At 59.4% G+C, this 15416-nt stretch carries 13 protein-coding genes and 1 pseudogene; 5 read left to right on the top strand and 9 right to left on the bottom strand.

Annotated features, from left to right (window positions below; translation table 11 throughout):
* Window positions 1-41 precede the first annotated feature (41 nt).
* Both FHW76_RS22580 and FHW76_RS22575 read left to right on the top strand, forming a co-directional pair.
* The gene (locus FHW76_RS22580) at window positions 42-1238 is read left to right on the top strand and encodes an L-talarate/galactarate dehydratase (protein WP_022066149.1); all 1197 of its coding nucleotides are present in this window, start codon (window positions 42-44) and stop codon (window positions 1236-1238) included.
* A gap of 204 nt (window positions 1239-1442) precedes the next feature.
* Window positions 1443-2753, top strand: coding sequence for an MFS transporter (locus FHW76_RS22575; RefSeq protein ID WP_032421387.1), 1311 nt, complete (start codon window positions 1443-1445; stop codon window positions 2751-2753).
* 65 nt (window positions 2754-2818) lie between these two features.
* Here FHW76_RS22575 and FHW76_RS22570 read toward each other — a convergent pair whose 3' ends face one another.
* The 8 genes and pseudogenes from FHW76_RS22570 to FHW76_RS22530 all read right to left on the bottom strand — a co-directional run bounded on the left by FHW76_RS22570 (window position 2819) and on the right by FHW76_RS22530 (window position 10978).
* Window positions 2819-3670, bottom strand: a complete 852-nt coding sequence (locus tag FHW76_RS22570) for a transporter substrate-binding domain-containing protein (protein ID WP_171004796.1) — start codon at window positions 3668-3670, stop codon at window positions 2819-2821.
* 38 nt (window positions 3671-3708) lie between these two features.
* Window positions 3709-4488, bottom strand: coding sequence for an amino acid ABC transporter ATP-binding protein (locus FHW76_RS22565; RefSeq protein WP_008804710.1), 780 nt, complete (start codon window positions 4486-4488; stop codon window positions 3709-3711).
* The gene (locus tag FHW76_RS22560) at window positions 4472-5398 is read right to left on the bottom strand and encodes an amino acid ABC transporter permease (RefSeq protein WP_008804709.1); all 927 of its coding nucleotides are present in this window, start codon (window positions 5396-5398) and stop codon (window positions 4472-4474) included. Before FHW76_RS22560 ends, FHW76_RS22565 begins: the two co-directional genes overlap by 17 nt.
* Before the next feature lie 9 nt (window positions 5399-5407).
* Window positions 5408-5917: a GNAT family N-acetyltransferase gene (locus FHW76_RS22555; RefSeq protein ID WP_008804708.1), complete on the bottom strand. Its 510-nt coding sequence runs from the start codon at window positions 5915-5917 to the stop codon at window positions 5408-5410.
* An 11-nt stretch (window positions 5918-5928) separates the two neighbouring features.
* Window positions 5929-8192 (bottom strand): annotated as a pseudogene (locus tag FHW76_RS26515) (NtaA/DmoA family FMN-dependent monooxygenase).
* 24 nt (window positions 8193-8216) lie between these two features.
* Complete coding sequence (locus tag FHW76_RS22540) at window positions 8217-9338, bottom strand: M20 peptidase aminoacylase family protein (RefSeq protein WP_012968083.1); 1122 nt, start codon at window positions 9336-9338, stop codon at window positions 8217-8219.
* On the bottom strand, window positions 9328-10335 hold the full coding sequence (locus tag FHW76_RS22535; RefSeq protein WP_012541571.1) for an MsnO8 family LLM class oxidoreductase: 1008 nt from the start codon (window positions 10333-10335) through the stop codon (window positions 9328-9330). The genes FHW76_RS22540 and FHW76_RS22535 overlap by 11 nt, the downstream gene beginning before the upstream one ends.
* A 91-nt stretch (window positions 10336-10426) precedes the next feature.
* Entirely contained in the window at window positions 10427-10978 is a 552-nt protein-coding gene (locus FHW76_RS22530; RefSeq protein ID WP_080930304.1) for a shikimate kinase, read from the bottom strand.
* Between the two features lie 95 nt (window positions 10979-11073).
* On the opposite strand from FHW76_RS22530, the gene FHW76_RS22525 reads away from it, so the two are divergent.
* A complete protein-coding gene (locus FHW76_RS22525; RefSeq protein WP_012541569.1) occupies window positions 11074-11769 on the top strand; it encodes a class I SAM-dependent methyltransferase in 696 nt (231 codons plus the stop codon).
* A gap of 23 nt (window positions 11770-11792) precedes the next feature.
* Here the strand turns inward: FHW76_RS22525 and dapF are convergent, their stop codons facing one another.
* Entirely contained in the window at window positions 11793-12659 is an 867-nt protein-coding gene (gene dapF / locus FHW76_RS22520; protein ID WP_008804701.1) for a diaminopimelate epimerase, read from the bottom strand.
* A 194-nt stretch (window positions 12660-12853) separates the two neighbouring features.
* On the opposite strand from dapF, the gene FHW76_RS22515 reads away from it, so the two are divergent.
* On the top strand, window positions 12854-13741 hold the full coding sequence (locus FHW76_RS22515) for a LysR family transcriptional regulator (protein ID WP_155011810.1): 888 nt from the start codon (window positions 12854-12856) through the stop codon (window positions 13739-13741).
* Between the two features lie 189 nt (window positions 13742-13930).
* On the top strand, window positions 13931-15385 hold the full coding sequence (ansP, locus tag FHW76_RS22510; protein ID WP_008804699.1) for an L-asparagine permease: 1455 nt from the start codon (window positions 13931-13933) through the stop codon (window positions 15383-15385).
* Window positions 15386-15416: the final 31 nt, after the last annotated feature.

The following is a 15416-nucleotide window of genomic DNA, read 5'->3' as shown; positions in this document are numbered from 1 at the left end:
AATGATAGCGCAATCATTTTATTATCAAAAAGGACACTACTATGACCTCAAGCGCCAATTCCGAGTCCGTAACCTACGCCAAAGCTTTCGGCGTCAAAACCGCCGCTGAAACCGGTGACCGCATTGACCACGTTAAACTGTCGCTGGCTTTTCTGCCGCTGGCCACCCCCGTCAGCGATGCCAAAGTGCTGACCGGTCGCCAAAAACCGCTGACCGAAGTGGCGATTATCATCGCGGAAATTCACTCCCGGGATGGATTCACCGGCGTCGGCTTTAGCTACTCGAAACGCGCGGGCGGCCAGGGTATTTACGCTCACGCCAAAGAGATAGCCGATAATCTGCTTGGCGAAGATCCGAACGACATCGACAAGATCTACACCAAACTGCTGTGGGCCGGGGCTTCCGTCGGCCGGAGCGGCATGGCGGTACAAGCTATCTCCCCTATCGATATTGCCCTGTGGGATATGAAAGCCAAACGCGCCGGTCTACCGCTGGCCAAACTGCTGGGTTCACATCGTGATTCCGTGCAGTGCTACAACACTTCCGGCGGCTTCCTGCATACCCCCCTGGATCAGGTGTTGAAAAACGTGGCTATCTCCCGTGAAAACGGCATCGGCGGGATTAAACTGAAAGTCGGTCAGCCTAATACTGCCGAGGATATCCGTCGTCTGACGGCGGTGCGCGAAGTGCTGGGTGATGACTTCCCGCTGATGGTCGATGCCAACCAGCAGTGGGATCGCGAAACCGCCATCCGCATGGGGCGCAAAATGGAGCCGTTCAATCTGATCTGGATTGAGGAGCCGCTGGATGCCTATGACGTCGAAGGCCACGCGCAGCTGGCTGCCGCGCTGGATACGCCGATTGCCACCGGCGAGATGCTGACCAGCTTCCGCGAACATGAGCAATTGATCCTCGGCAACGCCAGCGACTTCGTGCAACCGGACGCCCCGCGCGTCGGTGGGATCTCCCCGTTCCTGAAAATAATGGATCTGGCCGCGAAGCACGGTCGCAAACTGGCTCCGCACTTTGCCATGGAGGTGCACCTGCATCTCGCCGCCGCCTACCCGCTGGAGCCATGGCTGGAGCACTTCGAGTGGCTGAACCCGCTGTTTAACGAGCAGCTAGAACTGCGCGATGGCCGGATGTGGGTTTCCGAACGCCATGGTCTGGGCTTCACCCTCAGCGAGCAGGCTCGCCGCTGGACCCAGCAAAGCTGCGAGTTTGGAAAACGCCCGTAATGACTTCTCCCGGATGACGGCGTCCACGCCTTATCCGGGCTACCGGTCCGCAGACCACTGAGAACCCGTAGCCCCGGTAAGCGCAGCGTCACCGGGAATAAACCTCTGACCCGCTGTACTCGCAATACACGAAATCCGTCAGCAAGCATCAAAGCGGCCTGAAAGATGACGTGTCTTCACAACCCTGCAAAGGAGTTGAATAACATGCAACAGCAAATAAAACGCAGCAACGTGCGTTACGGTATATTGGTTTTTTTATTTCTCGCGACCGTATTTAATTATGCTGACCGGGCCACCCTGTCCGTTGTCGCGCCGATGATGAGTAAAGAGTTAGGTTTTGACCCTGAAGCAATGGGCCTGGCCTTTTCGGTGTTTGGTATTTCCTACGTCATTATGCAAATCCCCGGCGGCTGGCTGCTGGATAAATATGGTTCGCGGTTGGTCTACGGCTGCGCGCTGATTGGCTGGTCGGTCGTCACTATGTTTCAGGGCACTATTTATCTGTTTGCCAGTCCGCTGGTGGTGCTGGTGATCCTGCGTCTGATGATGGGGGCCATTGAAGCGCCCGCTTTTCCGGCCAACAGTCGCCTGAGCGTCCAGTGGTTCCCCAATAAAGAGCGTGGATTTGTCACCTCGGTCTATCAGGCCGCGCAGTATATTTCGCTGGGCATTATTACGCCGCTGATGACCATCATTCTGCATAATTTAAGCTGGCACTATGTCTTTTATTATATTGGCGCTATCGGGGTGGTGCTGGGAATATTCTGGCTGGTAAAAGTGAAGGATCCTTCACATCATCCTAAAATTAACCCGCAGGAGCTCGATTATATTCGTGAAGGCGGCGGCGTACCGGAATTAGGTAGCCAAAAAACGCCGCAAAAATTAACTCTCGCGCAGATTAAAAGCGTCTGCGTCAATCGCATGATGATCGGGGTTTATATCGGCCAGTTCTGCGTCACATCGATTACCTGGTTCTTCCTCACCTGGTTTCCGACTTACCTCTACCAGGCCAAAGGCATGTCAATCCTCAAGGTCGGGTTTGTCGCCAGTATCCCGGCCATAGCTGGATTTATCGGTGGCCTGCTGGGCGGCGTGTTTTCGGACTGGCTGCTGAAACGCGGTTACAGTCTGACCACCGCTCGTAAGCTCCCGGTGATCTGCGGCATGCTGCTCTCCTGCGTCATTGTCGTCGCCAACTACACCTCCTCGGAAGTGGTGGTGATCGCCGCCATGAGTCTGGCGTTCTTTGCCAAAGGTTTCGGGAACCTCGGCTGGTGCGTGCTGAGCGACACCTCGCCGAAAGAGATGCTCGGTATTGCCGGTGGCGTGTTCAATATGTGCGGCAACCTGGCGAGCATCATTACCCCGCTGGTCATCGGGGTGATCCTCGCCAACACCCACTCGTTTGATTACGCCATCCTCTACGTCGGTTCCATGGGCGTGCTGGGCCTGTTCTCCTATCTGTTTATCGTTGGGCCGCTGGATCGCTTGACGCTCACTCCGCGCACCGTTTGATTGAAGACCCTGGCGAGCATTCGCCTCCGCTGTTTCGCGTCGTACTCCGGCGAAACAGCGGTTTTTTAGTAGGTTATCCCCGGCGGGTTGACCACCGACTGCTCCACCGCCTCGCCCTGCTCTCCCCAGCGCGCCAGCACCTGCTGATATTCACCGCGGGCAATCGCCCCGTCGAGGGCTGCCTGCAGGGCAAAGACCAGGCCGTTGCCTTTTTTGGTGGTTGTCGCCACCCACGCTTTTTTCGGCCCCAGGCCCACCACCCGGGTCTGGCCGTTAAGGGCGGCCTTATAGGCTGCCACCGACTGCGGGCCGAAAAAGATATCCGCTCGCCCGGACTGGATATAGAGGTTGCCGGAGGCATCATCGGTCAGGTAGACCGGCTGGGCCTGCGGCCGTCCGGCGGCACGGTTGTCCTCATTCCAGCCCAGCAGGATCCGCTCCTGATTGGTGCCGGACCCGACGATCACTTTGCGCCCGGCGAGGTCGGCGGGTCCGTTTACCGCGGCGATGTCGCTGGTGGATTTCACCGAGAAGGCCAGGGAGTCCACCCGGTAAGTCGCAAAATCGAACTTCTCTTTGCGCTTCTCGGTTACCGCGATATTGATCAGCGCCACATCGTAGCGGCCGGAGGCGATGCCCAGCGGCCAGTCCTCCCACGCGGTGGGCACCAGCCTGAGTTTCAGGCCAAGGCTTCCGGCCAGCAGGCGGGCCATATCCGGGTCGCTGCCGATCCGCGTGCGGTTGTCGCTGGCCAGCAGCGCCAGCGGCGGCGAATTGAGCGCCGAGATCGCCACCGTCAGCGTCCCCGGCTCGACGAAGCGATAGCCCGGCGGAATTTTCGCTATCGCCTGCGGGTCGCGGGTGACCGGCAATGGCTGCTCATTGGCACGCAGATCCAGCGCCGCGTGAGCGCTCATGGCAAAAGCGCTGAGAACAAGGGTCATTAGCGCTCTGTTCATGACGGCAGTACCCTGGATAAAAACTGTCGGGTACGCGGATGCTGCGGATGGTTGAGCACCTCGTCGCTGCTGCCCTGCTCGACGATCCTGCCGTCGACCATAAACACCACCTGGTCGGCCACCTCGCGGGCAAAGCCTACCTCGTGGGTCACCACCACCAGGGTGGTACCGGAGCGCGCCAGCTTCTTGATGACATCCAGTACCTCGCCCACCAGCTCGGGATCGAGCGCCGAGGTGGGCTCATCAAACAGGATCACCCGCGGGTCCAGTGCCAGCGCCCGGGCAATCGCGATACGCTGCTGCTGGCCGCCTGAGAGATGCCGCGACCAGGCGTCGGCTTTATTGCGCAGTCCGACAACGTCCAGCAGTTCATAAGCGCGGGCAATGGCCTCTTTGCGCGTGACCTGCTTGTGGGCGATCGGCGCCTCAATCAGGTTCTCCAGCACCGTCAGGTGCGGAAACAGGTTAAAGTTCTGGAACACGTAGCCGACGTTGATCCGCTGGCGAAGAATTTCCTTTTCTTTCATCTCATACAGCTTGTCGCCTTTGCGGCGATAACCAATATAGTCGCCGTCAATCTGAATAAATCCCTCATCGACACGTTCGAGGTGATTGATGGTGCGCAGCAGCGTCGACTTGCCCGAGCCGGAAGGGCCGAGGATCACCGTTACCGTGCCCGGGGGGATCTCCAGCGACACATCGTCCAGCGCCTTGTGGCGGCCATAGTATTTGCTGACCCCGGTGATAGAGATATGGCCATTATGAGAGCTGGGCATGAACGGCCTCCTGCGGCTGTGGTTGACGTGCGGGTTGATTCAGACGGCTGCTGCGGGCGCTGTTTACCGCCGAGCGGCGCTCGCTGCGCGCCAGGGCGCGTTCCACCAGATACTGAATGGCGGAGAGGACGCTGGTGATTGCCAGATACCAGGCGGCGCCAACCATCAACAGCGGGATCACCTCCTGGGTACGGTTGTAGATCATCTGGATGGTGTAGAACAGTTCCGGCATCGCCAGGACGTACACCATCGCCGTTCCCTTGGCCAGACTGATGATCTCATTGAAGCCGGAGGGCAGGATGGTGCGCAGCGCCTGCGGCAGAATAATGCGCAGCGTACGTCGCCAGGCGGGAAGCCCCAGTGCAGCGGCGGCTTCATACTGCCCATGGTCGACCCCCAAAAAGCCACCGCGAATGATCTCCGCGGTATAGGCGCTCTGCACCAGCGTCAGGCCCACCACCGCCGTGGAGAATTGCCCCAGCACGTTAATGGTCTGATAGCTGGCCCAGGTGACGCCGGTAAACGGGATCCCCAGCGACAGGGTGTCGTAGAGATAGGAAAAGTTGTACAGAATAATCAGCACCACAATCAGCGGCAGCGAGCGAAACAACCAGATATAGCCCCAGGCGAGGCTGCTGAGCAGCCACGATGAGGACAAACGGGCCAGCGCCAGCAGGCCGCCGAAGATCACGCTCAGCACCGTTCCGAGCAGGGTCAGGAGCAGGGTTTGTCCCAGCCCCTCGAGGATCACCGGGTCGAAGAACCAGCGGGCGAAGACGCCCCACTCCCAGCGCGGGTTAAAGGCCACCGACTGGATCACCACCGCCAGCACCAGCAGGGCGACCAGGGCCCCGACCACCCGCAGCGGATAGCGCGCTGGCACCACTTTTATCGTTTCAGATGAATGCATCATGCCTCCTCAAGCGCTGTGACTGAAGGCGCTCACCGCCAGCGCTTTAGTGAACCGCAGCCGGCCATCGTACGGCGGCTGACTGTACTCTTCCGGGTCTCGCGTGAGGTCAAACTGCGCCTCATACCCTTGGCTGAGATAGAGCTTTACCGCCTCCGGCTGACGGAAGCCGGTGGTCAGGTAGATATGGCTGTACCCGGCCAGCACCGCCCGCCGTTCCAGCTCCTGGACCACCTTCGCCGCCAGCCCCTGCTGGCGCAGACGACGGTGCGTCCAGATACGTTTGATCTCCGCGGTGTGGCGATCTTTCGGTTTATAAGCGCCGGTGGCGATAATTTCGCCCTCACGCTCAAGGACGATAAACAGCCCCTGCGGCGGCAAATACCACTCAGTCAACTCCACTTCCGCATCGCGGGAAAAATAGTCGCCGTAGCGGGCGGCATATTCGGCAAACAGCCCGCTAATAATCGGCTGCAGCTCCGGTGCGTCCGGAGAAATATCGCGGAATGCTTCGCTCATCGCGCCTCCTGTCAGTCGCCCAGTCCGGGTGGGTTGATTTCTGATTGCGGAATACTCTCCACCCCTTCGCCCCAGCGGTTAAGCACTTTGGCGTAGTCCCCGCTGGCGATAGCGCCGTTCAGCGCCGCCTGGACGGCATTCACCAGCCCGCTGTCTTTTTTCAGCGTCACCGCGATATGCGCCGCTTTCGGCCAGCCGCCATCGACGCTGCCCACCAGTTTGGTTTTGCCGGTCAGCGCCGCCTTCCACGCGCCTATCACATTGGGGCCGAAGTAGGCATCGGCGCGCCCGGTCTGCAGGGCCAGCGTCTGGGCGGCGTCATCCTTGGTGTAGACCGGGGTAAACGGCTTCAGCCCCTTCTTGACGTTCTCCGCGTTCCACGCCAGCAGGATCGCCTCCTGGTTAGTACCGGAGCCGACGATAATCTTCAGCCCGGCGATGTCCTCCGCCTTGTCAATTTTGTTCAGCGGACTGGTGCTTTTGACGTAGAAGCCCAGCGAGTCTTTACGGTAGGTGGCGAAATCGAACTTCTCTTTGCGCTCTTTGGTGACGGTAATATTGCTGATCGCGGCATCATATTTGCCGGAGGTAACCCCCAGCGGCCAGTCTTCCCATGAAGTGGGAACCACGTTTACTTCCAGCCCGAGGCTCTCCGCCACCAGCCGGGCGATATCCGTCTCGCTACCGAGCAGGGTTTTATTGTCATCGGCGAAGACCGTCAGCGGCGGTGAGTTCAGGGCTGCCACCGCGACGGTGAATTTCCCCGGCACCGCCAGATGCAGATCTTTCGGCAACAGCGCAATGGCCTGTGGATTTTTCGCTGTGTGAATCGGCGTTTTGTTGGCCTCCAGGCTCACCCCGGTGCCATTGATCTTGACGTCCTGGGCCCACGACGAGGCGCTAAATGCCAACGCGACGGCCAGCAAGAGTGTTGTTTTCTGCATAGCGTGATTCTCTTTTATTATTTTTGGAATTGGTTAGCAGGTAGCGCCAGACCCAGACTTTCCCGCAGGGTGGTGCCCGGATAGTCGCGACGGAACAGGCCGCGCGCCTGTAACAGCGGAACCACCTCATCCACAAAGCGCGGGAAGGTTTCCGGCGTGCCGCCCTGAATAATGAAACCGTCCGCCGCGTGCTGTTCGAACCACAATTGCAGGCCATCGGCGACATCGCTGGCGGTGCCGGTAAAGCGCGGACGCGGACTCGCTGCCTCCAGGGCCACCTGGCGCAGGGTTAATCCCCGCTCGCGGGCGTGACGTTTAATCTCGTCGGTGGTGCTGCGGAAGCTGTTTTGTCCCAAATCGCCAATATCCGGGAACGGTTCATCAAGCGGATACTGCGAAAAATCATGATGTTCGAAATACCGCCCCAGATAATTCAGCGCATCCTCGATGGAAACCAGCGCCGCGGTAGTCTGGTACTGACGTTCCGCATCCTCGGCGTCATCCCCGACGATGACGCTGACGCCCTGGAAGATATGCAGTTGGTCCGGGGTGCGCTGATATGCGCTGAGTTGGCTTTTGACATCCTGATAAAATGCCTGCGCCTCGGCCAGCGATTCCTGATGGGTAAAAATGGCATCGGCGTGGCGTGCGGCTAATTTCTTGCCGTCGTCCGACGCGCCGGCCTGGAAAATAATCGGCCGTCCCTGTGGCGTGCGGGCAATATTTAGCGGCCCGGCCACTTTAAAGAAATCGCCATGGTGATCGAGCGTATGCAGTTTATTTTTATCAAAGAACTGGCCAGTCTCCTTATTGCGCACAAAGGCGTCTTCTTCCCATGAATCCCATAAGCCTTTCACCACCTGCAGATATTCATCGGCAATGCGATAGCGCAGCGCATGATCCGGATGCTGGGCCCGGGAGAAGTTTTTCGCCGACCCTTCCAGCGGCGAAGTGACGACATTCCACCCCGCCCGTCCCTGGCTTAAATGGTCGAGGCTGGCGAACTGGCGGGCGGTAGTAAACGGCTCACTGTACGAAGTGGATAAGGTCCCCACAAGTCCCAGACGCCGGGTGACCGCGGCCAGCGCGGAAAGTACCGTTAAAGGTTCGAAGCGATTTAAAAAATGGGGAATCGATTTTTCATTGATATATAACCCGTCGGCGACAAAAATAAAATCCAGCTTCCCCTCTTCCGCTTTTAACGCCGTCTGCGTGACAAAGTTAAAATTAATACTGGCGTCCGCCTGCGCCGCCGGATGACGCCAGGCGGACATATTTCCCGATGCGCCATGTAATATCGTTCCCAGACGCAATTGTCGATTTTCAGACATAGTTCCCCCTTCCCCTGTCATCCATTAAATATGTTGTAATGCCTGTTCCGCCAGCTGGGCGAAATAGTGCGCTGCGGGCGCAATAAGCCGTTCGTCCGGATTAAATGCCGGATGGTGCAGACCATATTCGCTGGCGCTGCCGATGCTGACGAACGCCCCGGGAATATGCTGAAGATAGACCGCAAAATCTTCGCCACCGAGATGCAGATCGGCGTGATGGGTGCGGTACCCGGCCTGGGCCGCCACGTCGCTGGCGAAGTCGGCCCAGCGGGCGTCATTGACCAGCGCCGTCGGGCCGGCATACCAGAAGACGTCAATCTGTGCGCCAAAGGCGCTGGCGAAACCGGCCGCGATCTCGCTGACCCGGGCCTTGACCCGCTGCTGCACTTCACTGCTGTGAGTGCGCAGCGTCCCTTCCAGCTCGACGCTCTCCGGCAGCACGTTCCAGGTATTGCCTCCCTGGATCCGCGTCACGCTGAGCACCACCGAGTCGAGGGTGTTCACTTCCCGACTGGCCACGCTCTGCAGCACCGTCACCAGCTGGCTGGCCAGCAGGATCGCATCCTTTCCTTCATGTGGACGGGCGGCATGCGCCCCCTTCCCGGTCACTTTGAAGACGAAGCGGTCGACGTTGGCGTAGAACGCGCCGCCGCGGGTGGCAAATTCGCCCACCGGCAGGCCGGGCTCATTGTGCATGCCAAAGATCGCCGACACGTCCTCCAGCGCCCCGGCGCGGATCAGGGTTTTCGCGCCGCCAAAATTTTCCTCTGCCGGCTGAAACAGGATCCGCACCCGCCCCGGGAGTTCCGCTTCCCGCTCCTTCAGCAGCAGCGCCGCCCCCAGCATTACGCTGGTGTGAATATCATGGCCGCAGGCATGCATCACCCCTTCATTTTGCGAGCGGTAAGGCAGACCGGTCGCCTCCTCGATGGGCAACGCGTCGATGTCCGCCCGCAGGGCAATCACCTTGTCGCCGCTGCCGACTTCGGCGACCAGCCCGGTTTTCAGATCGAAGGGCAGCAGAGTCAGCCCGCCGCTCTGCAGCCAGTCGCGGATCCGCGCGGTGGTGGCTACCTCCTGCAGGGAGAGCTCCGGGTTCTGGTGCAGCTCGCGCCGCCAGCTAATCAGTTGTTGTTCAAAGGACATTCAGCACCTCCTTGCCGTAGTGAGCCTGCGCCAGCAGGCGCAGGGAGTGCAGGCGCGCTGGCCCGTCGCTAATAGGGGTATCAATGATTAATTCATCCAGCTGATCTTCCGCCTGCAGCGCGTCAAGCCGGGCTTTAACCTGTTCGGGAGTACCGGAGATCAGTGAAGATTCGCGGCGGTGGATGCGTGTCGGCCGGCTGCCAGCCTGGCGGGCAAAGGCGACGGCCTGAGCCTCACTGCCGACGGTCACCCGCTGGCCGTTCTCCAGCTCCACGCCCCACACCTCGACCTGCTGCGCCAGCGCGGCGGCGGTGGCCGGATCGTCAGCCACCACCACCTGCACGGCGACGATCGCCTCACGCGGGCTGAGCTCGCGCCAGCGGTTGATCACCGTGCGGCGTAGCGCGCTGTCGCCATTGAGATGGGCCGCAAACACGAAGTTCCAGTCAAGACGGGCGGCCAGTTCCGCACTCTCCAGGCTGGCGCCGAGCAGAAATCCGTCGGCCCGTCGCGGCGGGATCGGCGTGGCGCGCAGGCTCTCCTCTCCCCCTGGCTCAGTCAGTGACAGCCAGTTATCCAGCTGCGCCAGCTGATCGGCAAAGGTCCCTTTCTCCTCCTGATGCAGGCCCTGCTGCAGGGCGCGGGTGGAGAGCGGCAGGCCGCCAGGCGCCTTGCCCACCCCGAGATCGATGCGACCCGGCGCGAGGGCAGCCAGCAGGTTAAAGTTTTCCGCGACTTTATAGGGGCTGTAGTGCTGGAGCATGACGCCGCCGGACCCAAGACGAATGCGCCGGGTGTGGCCCAGCAGCCAGGCGATAACCAGCTCCGGCGAGGGGCTCGCCAGCTGATCGGTATTGTGGTGTTCGGCGACCCAGAAGCGGTGATAGCCCCAGGCTTCGGCGTGTTGCGCCAGCGTTAATGTACGCGCCAGCGCCTGCGCGGCGGTTTCCCCGGCGGCAAGCGGACTTTTATCCAGGATACTGATTCGATAAGACATTTCGCAGGCTCATATGAAAGTACGTGCCTGCATTATTAAAATCTCAGCTAACTATTGAGAAACAATTAATTCACATGTGTACTGCTGAAAATTAGATATGCCCGCCTGGCCGCTGCGCTTCCAGCTCGCGGAGCAGCGCCTCAGCCTGCCGCGGACTGCGCACCCGGACGAAGCGAATATGACGATATTGCGGATCCTGCATATCGGCCAGATAGCGTCGGCGATTCTGCCGCCAGGTTTTCAGCGTCCAGAGGATAATGGATTCCCGGCTGCAGAACGAACGGCGAAAGCTCTCGCGGTTGCCCGTGCCCGGCCACAGCTCCTGATGCCGCCACGCCCGGCTCGTCGCCCGCCACACCGCCTGGCGCAGCGTGCGCCAGAGGCTATAGTCGACCCAGATCACCAGATCCACCTCGCGCCATTTGACGCTGCGGCTGCGATTGTAATTGCCATCCAGCACCCAGCCCGGCGAGGCCGTAGCGGCGGCAATAGCGGCGAAAAACGGCTCATCCGGCGTGCCCTGCCAGTTCGGCCGCCAGTACAGGCGATCGAGCTCGATCCAGGGTAGTCCCAGCCTGTGCGCCAGGCGCCGGGCCAGAGTGGATTTGCCTGAGCCGCTGGTGCCGACCACGTTGATGTTCATCTCTGTTTCTCCCTGGTAGCCAAACGAATACTTATTTCAATGTTAAATGGCGTATATAGTAGTGATGTTTATCAATGATAAAAGGTGTTTTCAGGATGAACCCCTATGAAGCCCGCTACAGACAACTGTTAGCCAACGGAGCCAGCGCCTGGGCGGGTGATGGTTTTGCCAGGGCAAAGATACAACAAGAAAAAACATTTCATTGGCTGGATGCCCATGGCTATTTACCCGCTCCCGGCGCGCCGGTACTTGAACTGGGATGTGGCAATGGTGCCATGGCAGCCCAGTATCTGGCGGAAAGAGGCTATGCCGTATCGGGTGTTGATGTGTCCGAAACGGCGATCCGCTGGGCAGAAGACCGTTTTCAGCAAGCGGGTCTGGACGCCACATTTTTCGTCGGCAACGTCTGTCATCTTTCTCAATGTGAGGATGCCCAGTTTGCCTTAATCATTGATGGCAGCTGTTTACATTGTCTGCTGGAAGATGAGCGTCGCCGTTTTTTCGCCGAGGCGAGAAGATTGCTGAAACCCGCAGGCCGGCTGGTGATCGGCTCGATGTGCGGGCTTCCTCGTTATGCTGAAGACCTCGCCACTTACGATCCTGTCAAGCATCATCTCCTGAAAGAGGGGCAGCCCTGGCGTACGCTTAAACCCCTCCCGGCTTTACTGAATGAGATACAGCAGGCGCAGTTTAGCGTCCTTGCCACCGATGTTAAGCACAATGCCTGGTGGGACCATGCCACCATCGTTTGTTCGGCAAACGGGCCGTCGGCTGATCCTCAGGAGAGTTAATTTCAGGCTGACCGCGCCATCTGTTATGCAGCGCCAGTGAAGATGGCGCTGCCGCCAACAAAGCAGTCTTTATCCAGCGTCAGGCTGGCGATTTTATGCACCGGGCCACGCATACGGACTTGAAAATCCGCGTCGAAGGTGATGTGCAGCTGACCACCAGGCATGTTGACATCCACCCGATCGTCCACCTTCCCTAACCGGCGCATCGCGCTGGCAGCCGCGCAACTGCTGCTCCCGGAGGCCATCGTGAACCCCGCGCCCCGCTCCCAGATACCAATCTTTAGCGTATGGCGATCGATAACTTCCACGAACTGGACATTGGTGCGTTTGGGGAACAAGGAATGGTTTTCGATTTGCGGCCCTAAACGATGAACCTGCGCCAGGTCGAGCTTATCGACGAGGACAACGCAGTGGGGATTGCCCATGGAGACCAGCACGACGGACAGGGTTTCATCCGCCAGCGGCAAAGGATAATTCACCGCCTCAGGCAAATTCACTAAGGCGGGCAGCGCCGCCGGATTGAAATTCGCCCGCCCCATGTCGACGCTAATCTGATGAACATCGCCATGCACAGTGCAATAAACGTCACCGCCCGCCGTGTGTACCAGAAAGGGCTCATGGCCAACACGACCGATATCAAAAAGATAACGCGCATAGATCCGTAGCCCGTTACCGCTTTTCTCCGCTTCGGAGCCGTCCGGATTGATAATACGCAGTGTGGGATTGATCTGATCGCCGCTGTCGATCAGCAGACCATCCGATCCCACGCCATAGTGGCGATGGCACAGCATTTGAATATGCTCGTTGCTCAACTGTTCGGCAACGTCGCGATGGCATACCAGGTAATCATTACCCAGCCCGTGATATTTATGAAAGTGTAAGGGTGTCATTGTGTGGGTTCGCCTGGCGCTGCAGTTTTTTGGACATCTTACATCACATTCACCGTCTTGATGAATTAAACCCTGCGTTGTTAACCGTGGTGGTCATTCTGCTCCACTGCGTCCGGCTATCAGACTGGCGCCTCCCCTCCGTCGGGCTTACACTCTGCGTACCTGTGAGCGGTATTCATCAATCCGGAAAGATTATGCTAAAAGAGAACGTAAACGATCTGCTCTCCTTTATGGTGGTGGCGCGTGAGCGCAGCTTTACCCGCGCAGCGGCCCAGCTCGGCGTGTCGCAGTCGGCGCTCAGCCATGCCATGCGCCATCTCGAAGCGCGTCTCGATGTGCGGCTGCTGACCCGCACCACCCGCAGCGTGGTAACGACCGAGGCGGGTGAGCGACTGATACAGCGCCTCGGTCCGCATCTGGAGGAGATGGAGCGGGCGCTGACCGCGCTGCGCGATACGCGCGAACGCCCGGCGGGCAACCTGCGCATCACCGCCGGGGAGCATGCCACCAGCACCGTACTCTGGCCGGCGCTAAAGCCATTTATGCTGCAATATCCGGATATTAACATCGAAATCACTGTTGATAATGGCCTCACGGATATCGTGGATGGCCGGTTTGACGCCGGGGTGCGACTCGGCGAACAGGTGGCGAAAGAGATGATTGCCGTGCGCATTGCCCCGGATATGCGGATGGTGGTAGTGGGTTCGCCAGCCTATCTGCAGCAGGCCGGTACGCCGCAGACGCCCTGGGATCTTGCGCAGCATCGCTGCATCAATCTGCGCCTGCCGACACGAGGTGGACTTTACGCCTGGGAGTTTGCCCGCGACGGCCGGGATATCCAGGTCCGGGTGGAGGGGCAAGTGATCCTCAACAGCCTGCCGCAGCGCATCGATGCGGCGGAGGCGGGCCTCGGTCTGGCCTACGTTCCGGATGACTGCGTGGCGGAGGCCTTAGCCAGTGGCCGGCTGGTGCAAGTGCTGGCGGACTGGACCCCCACCTTCCCCGGCTACCATCTCTACTACCCCAGTCGACGCCAGCATACCAGCGCTTTCACTCTGTTGCTGGAAACTCTGCGACGCTGATCTCATTGATAAATCTGTCAAATGCTATCGGTAAATGTTTTAGGTGCGTAACTATTACGTTACGTGTAGGATTCAGCGCCATGTCTGAGCTTATCTCCTACGTCAGAATGATGAGAAAGCCAGCATAATGTGCCAGCCGTCATCCACTCCGGCTGCAAACATGGGCATTGACAGGAAACTGATACATCAATGAATACGAAACACGACACTGCAGCGGAGCACCATGCTGCGAAACGCCACTGGCTCAACTCACATGAAGCGGGTTATCACAAAGCGATGGGCAACCGTCAGGTACAGATGATCGCCATCGGCGGCGCTATCGGTACCGGTTTGTTCCTCGGCGCCGGGGCACGTTTACAAATGGCAGGGCCAGCGCTCGCCCTGGTCTATCTGGTCTGCGGCATCTTCTCCTTCTTTATTCTTCGCGCCCTCGGCGAACTGGTTCTCCACCGCCCCTCGAGCGGCAGCTTCGTCTCCTATGCCAGGGAATTCCTCGGTGAAAAGGCCGCTTACGTGGCCGGCTGGATGTACTTCGTTAACTGGGCCATGACCGGGATCGTCGATATCACCGCCGTGGCGCTGTATATGCACTACTGGGGCGCGTTTGGCGATGTGCCACAGTGGGTCTTCGCCCTCGGCGCGCTGGCGATCGTCGGTACCATGAACATGATCGGCGTAAAATGGTTCGCCGAGATGGAGTTCTGGTTCGCGCTGGTCAAAGTGCTGGCGATCGTTGCGTTCCTCGTGGTCGGCACCATTTTCCTCGGCTCCGGTAAGCCGCTGGACGGCAATGCCACCGGCTTCCATCTGATCACCGATAACGGTGGCTTCTTCCCTCACGGCCTTCTGCCGGCGCTGGTGCTGGTGCAGGGCGTGGTCTTTGCCTTCGCCTCCATTGAACTGGTGGGCACCGCGGCCGGCGAGTGTAAAGATCCGGAGTCGATGGTACCGAAGGCCATCAACAGCGTGATCTGGCGTATCGGCCTGTTCTACGTCGGTTCGGTGGTGCTGCTGGTGCTGCTCCTGCCGTGGACCGCCTACCAGGCAGGACAGAGCCCGTTCGTCACCTTCTTCTCCAAACTGGGCGTACCGTATATCGGCAGCGTAATGAACATCGTGGTGTTAACCGCCGCCCTCTCCAGCCTCAACTCCGGCCTCTACAGCACCGGACGTATCCTGCGCTCCATGTCGATGGGGGGCTCCGCGCCGAAGTTTATGTCGAAGATGAGCCGTCACCACGTCCCTTACGCCGGGATCCTGGCGACGCTGGCGGTGTATGTGGTGGGGGTGTTCCTCAACTATCTGGTGCCGTCGCAGGTGTTTGAGATCGTGCTGAACGTCGCGTCGCTGGGGATCATTGCTTCCTGGGGCTTTATCGTGGTGTGTCAGATGCGTCTGCGCAAAGCGATCAAGGAAGGAAAAGCGGCGAAGGTGAGCTTCAGAATGCCGGGGGCGCCATTCACCTCCTGGCTGACGCTGCTGTTCCTGTTCAGTGTGCTGGTGCTGATGGCCTTCGATTATCCGAACGGCACTTACACCATTGGCTCAATTCCATTACTGGCGGTGCTGCTGGTAGCTGGCTGGTTTGGCGTGCGTAAACGCGTGCATGCTATCCACAGTACGGCGCCGACGCTCAGGAAGTAACTGGCAGGACTCCCGGTTTGCCCGCGACGGA

This window comes from Klebsiella sp. RC2, assembly GCF_014192815.1.
Classification (GTDB): Bacteria; Pseudomonadota; Gammaproteobacteria; order Enterobacterales; family Enterobacteriaceae; genus Klebsiella; species Klebsiella variicola.
Note: the sequence above shows the minus strand (reverse complement) of the source record. Positions and strands in the feature narration are given on the sequence as shown.

Excerpts from the sequence above, each read along its gene's own strand:
- FHW76_RS22580 (WP_022066149.1), top strand. The coding sequence starts at position 42 with ATGACCTCAAGCGCCAATTCCGAGTCCGTAACCTACGCCAAAGCTTTC.
- FHW76_RS22575 (WP_032421387.1), top strand. The coding sequence starts at position 1,443 with ATGCAACAGCAAATAAAACGCAGCAACGTGCGTTACGGTATATTGGTT.
- FHW76_RS22570 (WP_171004796.1), bottom strand. The coding sequence starts at position 3,670 with ATGAGCGCTCACGCGGCGCTGGATCTGCGTGCCAATGAGCAGCCATTG.
- FHW76_RS22565 (WP_008804710.1), bottom strand. The coding sequence starts at position 4,488 with ATGCCCAGCTCTCATAATGGCCATATCTCTATCACCGGGGTCAGCAAA.
- FHW76_RS22560 (WP_008804709.1), bottom strand. The coding sequence starts at position 5,398 with ATGCATTCATCTGAAACGATAAAAGTGGTGCCAGCGCGCTATCCGCTG.
- FHW76_RS22555 (WP_008804708.1), bottom strand. The coding sequence starts at position 5,917 with ATGAGCGAAGCATTCCGCGATATTTCTCCGGACGCACCGGAGCTGCAG.
- FHW76_RS22540 (WP_012968083.1), bottom strand. The coding sequence starts at position 9,338 with ATGTCCTTTGAACAACAACTGATTAGCTGGCGGCGCGAGCTGCACCAG.
- FHW76_RS22535 (WP_012541571.1), bottom strand. The coding sequence starts at position 10,335 with ATGTCTTATCGAATCAGTATCCTGGATAAAAGTCCGCTTGCCGCCGGG.
- FHW76_RS22530 (WP_080930304.1), bottom strand. The coding sequence starts at position 10,978 with ATGAACATCAACGTGGTCGGCACCAGCGGCTCAGGCAAATCCACTCTG.
- FHW76_RS22525 (WP_012541569.1), top strand. The coding sequence starts at position 11,074 with ATGAACCCCTATGAAGCCCGCTACAGACAACTGTTAGCCAACGGAGCC.
- dapF (WP_008804701.1), bottom strand. The coding sequence starts at position 12,659 with ATGACACCCTTACACTTTCATAAATATCACGGGCTGGGTAATGATTAC.
- FHW76_RS22515 (WP_155011810.1), top strand. The coding sequence starts at position 12,854 with ATGCTAAAAGAGAACGTAAACGATCTGCTCTCCTTTATGGTGGTGGCG.
- ansP (WP_008804699.1), top strand. The coding sequence starts at position 13,931 with ATGAATACGAAACACGACACTGCAGCGGAGCACCATGCTGCGAAACGC.